This is a genomic window from Actinomycetota bacterium (assembly GCA_040905475.1).
Taxonomy (GTDB): Bacteria; Actinomycetota; AC-67; order AC-67; family AC-67; genus DATFGK01.
In genome coordinates this window covers 1-7,094 of sequence record JBBDRM010000057.1, presented here as the reverse complement: position 1 = coordinate 7,094, position 7,094 = coordinate 1, and the positions used below count along the sequence as shown (strand labels likewise).

Here is a 7,094-nt window from a genome sequence, read left to right as displayed (position 1 = left end):
CCCCCCCCAACCTCCGCGCGCCGCGGCGCCTCCCCCTGCCGCCGGCGCGCGGAGACTCATTCTTAGCCCTCGTCCTCGTCCGGGGGTTCGCCGGTGACTTCCTTCGGCACCAGCCCCAGGGCATCACGCACACGCTTCTCGATGTCCATGGCGACGTCGGGGTTCTCGATCAGGAACTGGCGCGCGTTCTCTCGGCCTTGCCCGATCTGCGTCCCGTCGTAGGTGAACCAGGCGCCCGACTTCTTGACGAAGCCTTCTTCCACGCCGACATCGATGAGTGAGCCTTCGCGTGACACGCCCTTGCCGTAGATGATGTCGAACTCGGCCTGACGGAACGGGGGTGCGACCTTGTTCTTGACGACCTTCACACGAACGCGGCTCCCCACGACTTCCGCCCCGTCCTTCAGATTCTCGATCCGGCGCACGTCCAGCCGGACCGATGAGTAGAACTTGAGCGCACGCCCGCCCGGGGTCGTCTCGGGGGATCCGAACATGACGCCGATCTTCTCGCGCAGCTGATTGATGAACACCATCGCGGTGTTAGAGCGGCTGAGGTTGCCCGAGAGCTTGCGCAGCGCCTGGGACATCAGCCGCGCCTGGAGGCCGACGTGCGTGTCCCCCATCTCGCCTTCGATCTCGGCACGGGGAACGAGCGCCGCGACGGAGTCGATCACGATCACATCGATCGCGCCGGACCGCACCAGTGTGTCGGCGATCTCGAGCCCTTGCTCTCCGGTGTCCGGCTGCGAGATCAGCAGCTCATCGAGGTTCACCCCGAGGTTGCTCGCGTAGGTCGGATCGAGCGCGTGCTCGGCGTCGATGAAGGCGGCGATCCCGCCCAGCTTCTGCGCCTCGGCGATGATGTGCAGCGCGATCGTGGTCTTTCCGCTCGACTCCGCGCCGAAGATCTCCGCGACCCTTCCCCGCGGTATCCCGCCGATGCCGAGCGCTATGTCGATCGCGAGCGAGCCGGTCGGGATGATGCCGATGGCGGCGTGCTGGTTATCCCCCATCCGCATGATCGAGCCCTTACCGAATTGCTTCTCGATCTGGCCGAGCGCCATCTCCAGTGCCTTGTCCCGGTCCACGAGCGTCCTCCTCTTTGCCGCCGACCTTCGATCTCAACCCATCGCTGCCTTCGCCTGTTCGCGAGTATAGGCACCGCCTACGACAGAATCACAAGCGTGTGACTCGGGCCAAGGTATCCGAACACCTGTTCGGAGTCAACCATCCGCGGCGACGTTCGGACGGCCGGGCGACGCTACCCCGGCGAGGGTGCCGCGTCACGTCTCGGCAGGACGCGCAGAGCCTCCCGAACGGCGCTCATGCTCCGAATGGGACCGCGGCTATCGCTTCGTAGCGCGGCGCCGGACGCCCCAACCGGGAACGGAACAGGGTCACCGCTTCGATCGGGAACGCCACCGGCTCGAGCGTGAGGGGCAGCGCACGCGAGACTTCGCCCGGCTCCCGGAGCCGAGCGACGGTGACGTGGGCGGTCCACGGCCGCGACTCCGCAGGAAAGCCGAGCGGCTCGAGTGCTCGGATGCAGGCGTTCGCCACCGAAGCCAGCCGGTCTTCGGCGGCCTCGAGCCCGGCCCAGAGGACGCGCGCGCGCCGCGCGGACGGGAACGCGCCCGAGCCCGCCAACCGCGCGACGAACGGAGCCGTCGCGGTGAGCGCCTCTTGCATGGCCGCGACGATGCCCTCGACGCGCTCGTCACCGACCTCGCCGAGGAAGCTCACCGTGAGATGAAGGTTGTCGCGTGGCACCCACCTTGCCTCGGCCAGCGACGGCCGCACGTCGTCGACGGCGTGGTCGAGCTCATCCTTGACCGTCGCCGGAAGATCGACGGCGACGAAGAGCCTCATCCGTCGAGGGCTTCCAAGAGGTATAGGCGGCAGAGATTGAGCGCGGCGCCGGAAGCGATCCGACGGATCGTCGCACGATCCCCCGGCAGATGCACCTCGCGATCCGCGTCGCCCAGCGGACCCGACACCGCGAGAACGACCGTGCCGACCGGCCTGCCGTCCAGTTCTGCCGGGCCTGCGACGCCCGTCGTCGCGATACCGATATCGGACTCCATCGCTTCGCGCACGCCGGCGGCCATGGCGCGTGCGACGGGGGCGCTGACGACGCCGTGCTCGTCGATGAGTGCTTGATCGACGCCGAGGACCGTCGCCTTCGAGTCGGTGGCGTAGGAGACGACCCCGCCTCGGAACGACCCCGACGCTCCGGGCACCTCGGTGATACGCGCGGCGATGAGACCGCCGGTCACCGACTCCGCGCACGCGAGCGTCCATCCGCGCTCGTCGAGCAGCCGGCTCACGATGAGCTCCAGCGTCTCGTCGCCGACCCCGACGACGGCGGGTCCGAGCGCGTCGCGAACATCGCTCTCGACCTGGTCGAGCCGCTCGTTGGCGGCGATCTCCGAGGGCGCCTTCGCCGTGAGGCGGACGCGGACCTCTCCCCCGCCCGCGAGGAACGCCATCGTCACATCTCCGGCCCCGAGGCGGGACCAGGTTGGGTCCAGGGCTTCGCCGACCGCCGACTCGGCCATGCCGCCGACGCGGATCACGCGCGAAACGATGGACGCCGTTTCGCCGGAACGACGGGCGAGGTCGGGCAGCACTTCCGCGTGCAGCATCCGTTCCATCTCGGACGGCACGCCCGGCACGGCGTAGATGACCTTCCCCTCGTGCTCCACCAATAGCCCGGGCGCGGTGCCGACCGGATTCGGGATAGAGGTCGAGCCCTCGGGCCGCTCGGCCTGGCGCAAGTTCGACTCCGGCATGTCGCGGCGCATGCGCTCGAACCGCGCGCGGATCTCGCCGACGAGCCGTTCGTCTCGGAGCAACGGCACGCGGACCAGCGCGGCGATCGCCTCGCGGGTCACGTCGTCCTGGGTCGGTCCGAGCCCACCGGTCACGACCACGGCGTCGGTTCGCTCGAGCGCCGCCCGGATCGCCTCCGCGATGCGGTCGACGTTGTCGCCGACGGCCGTATGGACGAAGCAATCGACGCCGATGCGGGCGAGCTCCCGGCCGATCGTCTGCGCGTTCGTGTTGGCGATGTCGCCGAGCAGCAGCTCGGTGCCGACGGCGACGACCTCGGCCTTCATCCCTCGATGCCGGCGGGCTTCGTGCCGAGCAGCTTCGGGGCCCGGATGATGTAGTCGAGCCCGCTCACGATCGTGAGGGTGAGCGCCAGGCCCAGGACGACGTTCTTCGATGTGTCCCAGCTGCTCCCGAGCGGGAGGATGTACAGGAGCACGGCGACCAGCTGCGCGCCCGTTTTCCCCTTCCCGGCGAGGCTCGCTGGGAAGCCCCGGCCGCGCCGGGTCGCCACCAGCCGAAGCGCGGTGACGACGACCTCTCGGGCGACGATGATGATCGCGGCCCACGGCGGGAACCGATCGACGACGACGAGCGCCACCATGGCGGCCGTGACGAGCATCTTGTCGGCCAACGGGTCGAGCAGTTGGCCGGTTGAGGAAACGAGCTGCATGCGCCGCGCGACGTAGCCGTCGAGTCCATCGGTGAGCGCCGCCGTCCCGAACGCGACGAACGCGATCCAGCTCGATAGCTCGGTGTCCACCAGAGTGAGGATCACCACCGGCGGGATGAGCGCAACCCGCAGGAAGGTGAGCGCATTCGGCCAGTGGATGCGGCGCGCGTTCACCCGCGGAAGTCTACTGAGGCTTGATCTCGCCGCGCGGCCCGAAGCTCGCGCGGTAGACCTGGCCGGCGCGGCCAGCCGGGCCCAGATCCGTGCCGTTCACGATCAGTCGCATGGCTCCGGCGTTGCCGATCGCGATGTCGATCTGCTCGGTCCCGTCGAACGTCTTGGACGTTCCGGCGGCGACGATCCCCTCGAATTCGAGCGTCCCGTCGACCATCGCGCGCAGCCAGCTGCGGCCTTGCGCGACGACCACGATCGTGACGAGAGACGTCTGCGGCGGCGGAACGACGGCGCTCGCCTGGGCGGTCGGCCGGCCGGTCGCCTCGGTCGAGGCCGGCAAGGTCGCGAGCGCGTTGCCGGCCGGCGTCAGTTGCGGACCCGGCCCCCGGATAACGCCGGTGAGAGCCGCGGCGACCAGAACGACCGAAGAGACGAGCGCGGCGATGAGCCACTTGGGCTTCGGCGGCCGGCGCGACTCCTTGACCTGCTCGTTCAGCCGCTCGATCGGTGACGGCTCGGAATACTCGAACCGGCGCCGATACTCCTGCGCCAGCGCATCCGCCTCGAGTCCGAGGTACCGGGCGTAGGTGTGCAGATGGCCGCGTGCAACCGCGTGATGGCCGATCTCTTCGAAACGCTCGCCCTCGAGCGCGCGGAGGTAGTCGGGCTTGATCCGGGTACGCCAAGCGGCTTCCTCGACGGATATGCCGAGATCTTCGCGCGCCGCCCGGAGGGTCGCTCCGATGTCGGCGGTTGTGGCATGCGGCACCAACGACACCTCCGACGGGAAGGGAACTGCCTCGAGCCGCGCCAAGTATAGGCTCGGACAAGGAGCGCCTCAAAAGGCGCGATGAGCGGGGAGCTTACGTCCGCGCCGCCCGCATCTCCTGGAGCTCGTCCGGGCTGATCAGGACCTCGCGCGGCTTCGAGCCCAGCGACGGCCCGACCACGCCGCGGTCCTCGAGAAGATCCATCAGACGCCCAGCGCGCGCGAACCCGACCTTCAGCTTGCGCTGGAGCATGCTCGTCGAGCCGAGCTGGCTCGTGACGACGAGCTCCATCGCCTGCCAGAGCAGATCGTCGTCGTTCCCTAGATCGGTGTCGGCGGCCGACGTGATCTGCTCGGCGGTGAGCTCGTCGGCGAAGTCTGGGTCCGACTGCTTGCGGACGTGGCCGACCATGGCTTCTATCTCCTGCTCGGAGACGTAGGCGCCCTGCACGCGGCGCGGCTTCGACATCGACGCCGGCAGGAAGAGCATGTCGCCGAACCCGACCAGCTTCTCCGCGCCTCCCTGGTCGAGCACGACCCGCGAGTCGGCCTGCGAAGCGGTCGCGAACGCGACACGCGAGGGGATGTTCGCCTTGATGAGTCCCGTCACGACGTCGACCGAAGGGCGCTGGGTGGCGACGAGCAGGTGGATGCCGACCGCGCGAGCCATCTGCGCGATGCGACAGATCGCGTCCTCGACGTCGCGAGGGGCGACCATCATGAGGTCGGCCAGCTCGTCGATGACGACCAGGATGTAGGGCATCGTCTCGGTGACCGGCAGCCCTTCCTTGGTCACCTTCCCTTCGAGGACGGCTGCGTTGTAGTTGTCGATCTGACGCTGGTTCGAACGCGCGAGGTCCTCGTAGCGGATCTCCATCTCGCGCACGACCCAGCCGAGGGCGTCGGCGGCGCGCTTCGGATGGGTGATCACCGGCGCGAGCAGATGCGGGATGCCGTTGTAGTGGGACAGCTCGACCCGCTTGGGGTCGACGAGGATCATGCGAACCTGATCGGGACGCGCGCGCGCCAGGATGCTCGTGATCATCGTGTTGATGCACGTCGATTTCCCCGACCCGGTCGCCCCGGCGATGAGCAGATGCGGCATCGTCGTCAGATTCACCATCACCGGCTCTCCGGAGATGTCCTTGCCCACGCCGACCGCCATCGGGTGCCGCTCCCCGCTCCCCTTCGGAGACGTGAGGATGTCTCGGAGCGTCACAAGCTCGCGCTCCCGGTTCGGGACTTCGACCCCGATCGCCGAGCGGCCGGGGATCGGCGCGATGATCCGGACATCGGGGGTCGCGAGCGCGTACGCGATGTCGTGCGACAGCGAGACGACGCGATTGACCTTCACGCCCGGCCCGAGCTCGACCTCGAAGCGGGTGACGGTCGGGCCCCGCGTCACCCGAGCCACGGTCGCGTCCACCTCGAACTGGCGCATGGTCGCCTCGAGGACGCGGATCGTGTCGGCCGTTCCCTTCGTTCCGCCGGTGAGGGTTGTTCCGTTCCGTAGAAGCTCCATCGACGGCAGAACGTACGGGCGCTTGGGCGCCGGCGTGCGCGCGAGGGCGGGCTGCGCCTCGGGGATCTCGACCAGCATCGGGGGACGGACGGGCTCGTGGGCTTCGTCGTCCTCTTCCTCGTCTTCGTCCGCCTCGTTATCTTCCTCGGGCTCCTCGACGACGTTGTCGGACTGATCGTCGAGCCCCGGGATGGTCCGCTTCTCGACCGGACGCGAGGCCGCTCGCTGGGCCCGGCGGGCCGCGATGCGCTCCCCGAGCGATTCGATCAAGCGACGCACGGGCGTCTTCGTGAAGATCATCAACCCGAGCGCGAGGACGGCGACGAGCGTGAACGCGGCGCCCCACGGACCCATGAGACGGTGCAGCGGCCCCGCGCTCAGGGCGCCGGCGACGCCTCCCGCGTTGCGGAGGGCTTCGCCGCCTGCGGTCACATCCGGCGTCCCCTTCGCGAGATGCCACAGGCCGAGCAGGCCGACGACGATGATGAAGAGGCCGATGACGATGCGGGGCCGGTCGGGTCCGGGCCGTACCGTGAACATGGCGTAGGCGAGGTAGCCGAAGAGCACCGGCGCCGCGAATCCTCCGGCGCCGAGCATTCCACGGAAGGTGAGCTCGAGGAATTCGCCGATCGGGCCGGCGTTGTGGAACCAGATGCCGAGCGCGCCGAGGATCGCGACGACGGTGAGCGCGATGCCGTAGGCGTCGCCGATCTGCGGGCCGAGCGCCTTGCGGATCCCTTCCGCTGCGTTGCGGAATGCGGAACCGGCTTTTCGAGCCCCCCCAGGCTTCTTACGCCCCCGCTTCTTCGTCGCCATCCGGCTCCTCGTCGCGGGGTTGGTACGCCCGGATCCCGGGCACCCGCCCCGGCGATCCCGGAGCGAGCGACCTAGATTAGCCCGAGACCGGCCAGCGCGCTGGAAACGCGGTTCCGCTCGGCCTCGGTGGCGTCGACGAGCGGCAACCGGACCGGACCCGCCGGCAGGCCGAGCATCTCGAGGGCCGCCTTGAGCGGGATCGGGTTCGAGGTGATGAACAACGCCTCGAAGATCGGAACGAGCTCACGGTTGATCTGCGCGGCGCCCTCGACGTCCCCTTTGTCATGGGCTGCCACCATCTCGGCCAA

Annotated in this window: 7 protein-coding genes; all 7 read right to left on the bottom strand. The window is 69.0% G+C overall.

The genetic code is table 11. The features are described from left to right. Window positions 1–62 precede the first annotated feature (62 nt). Window positions 63–1,088, bottom strand: coding sequence for a recombinase RecA (gene recA / locus WEB06_05090; GenBank protein MEX2554987.1), 1,026 nt, complete (start codon window positions 1,086–1,088; stop codon window positions 63–65). A 235-nt stretch (window positions 1,089–1,323) separates the two neighbouring features. Beyond that, complete coding sequence (gene thpR / locus WEB06_05085) at window positions 1,324–1,869, bottom strand: RNA 2',3'-cyclic phosphodiesterase (GenBank protein ID MEX2554986.1); 546 nt, start codon at window positions 1,867–1,869, stop codon at window positions 1,324–1,326. Beyond that, entirely contained in the window at window positions 1,866–3,119 is a 1,254-nt protein-coding gene (locus WEB06_05080) for a competence/damage-inducible protein A (GenBank protein ID MEX2554985.1), read from the bottom strand. Before WEB06_05080 ends, thpR begins: the two co-directional genes overlap by 4 nt. Next, window positions 3,116–3,679 carry a CDP-diacylglycerol--glycerol-3-phosphate 3-phosphatidyltransferase gene (gene pgsA, locus WEB06_05075; GenBank protein ID MEX2554984.1) on the bottom strand — a complete coding sequence of 188 codons (564 nt, stop codon included), beginning with the start codon at window positions 3,677–3,679 and terminating at the stop codon, window positions 3,116–3,118. The genes WEB06_05080 and pgsA overlap by 4 nt, the downstream gene beginning before the upstream one ends. Before the next feature lie 10 nt (window positions 3,680–3,689). Further along, the gene (locus WEB06_05070; protein ID MEX2554983.1) at window positions 3,690–4,448 is read right to left on the bottom strand and encodes a RodZ domain-containing protein; all 759 of its coding nucleotides are present in this window, start codon (window positions 4,446–4,448) and stop codon (window positions 3,690–3,692) included. 94 nt (window positions 4,449–4,542) lie between these two features. After that, the gene (locus WEB06_05065; GenBank protein MEX2554982.1) at window positions 4,543–6,786 is read right to left on the bottom strand and encodes a DNA translocase FtsK 4TM domain-containing protein; all 2,244 of its coding nucleotides are present in this window, start codon (window positions 6,784–6,786) and stop codon (window positions 4,543–4,545) included. A 71-nt stretch (window positions 6,787–6,857) separates the two neighbouring features. Beyond that, on the bottom strand, window positions 6,858–7,094 hold a 237-nt coding region (locus WEB06_05060), incomplete at its 5' end, for a dihydrodipicolinate synthase family protein (protein MEX2554981.1).

Coding starts and splice junctions, on each gene's coding strand:
- thpR (MEX2554986.1), bottom strand. CDS start 1,869: ATGAGGCTCTTCGTCGCCGTCGATCTTCCGGCGACGGTCAAGGATGAG.
- WEB06_05080 (MEX2554985.1), bottom strand. CDS start 3,119: ATGAAGGCCGAGGTCGTCGCCGTCGGCACCGAGCTGCTGCTCGGCGAC.
- WEB06_05065 (MEX2554982.1), bottom strand. CDS start 6,786: ATGGCGACGAAGAAGCGGGGGCGTAAGAAGCCTGGGGGGGCTCGAAAA.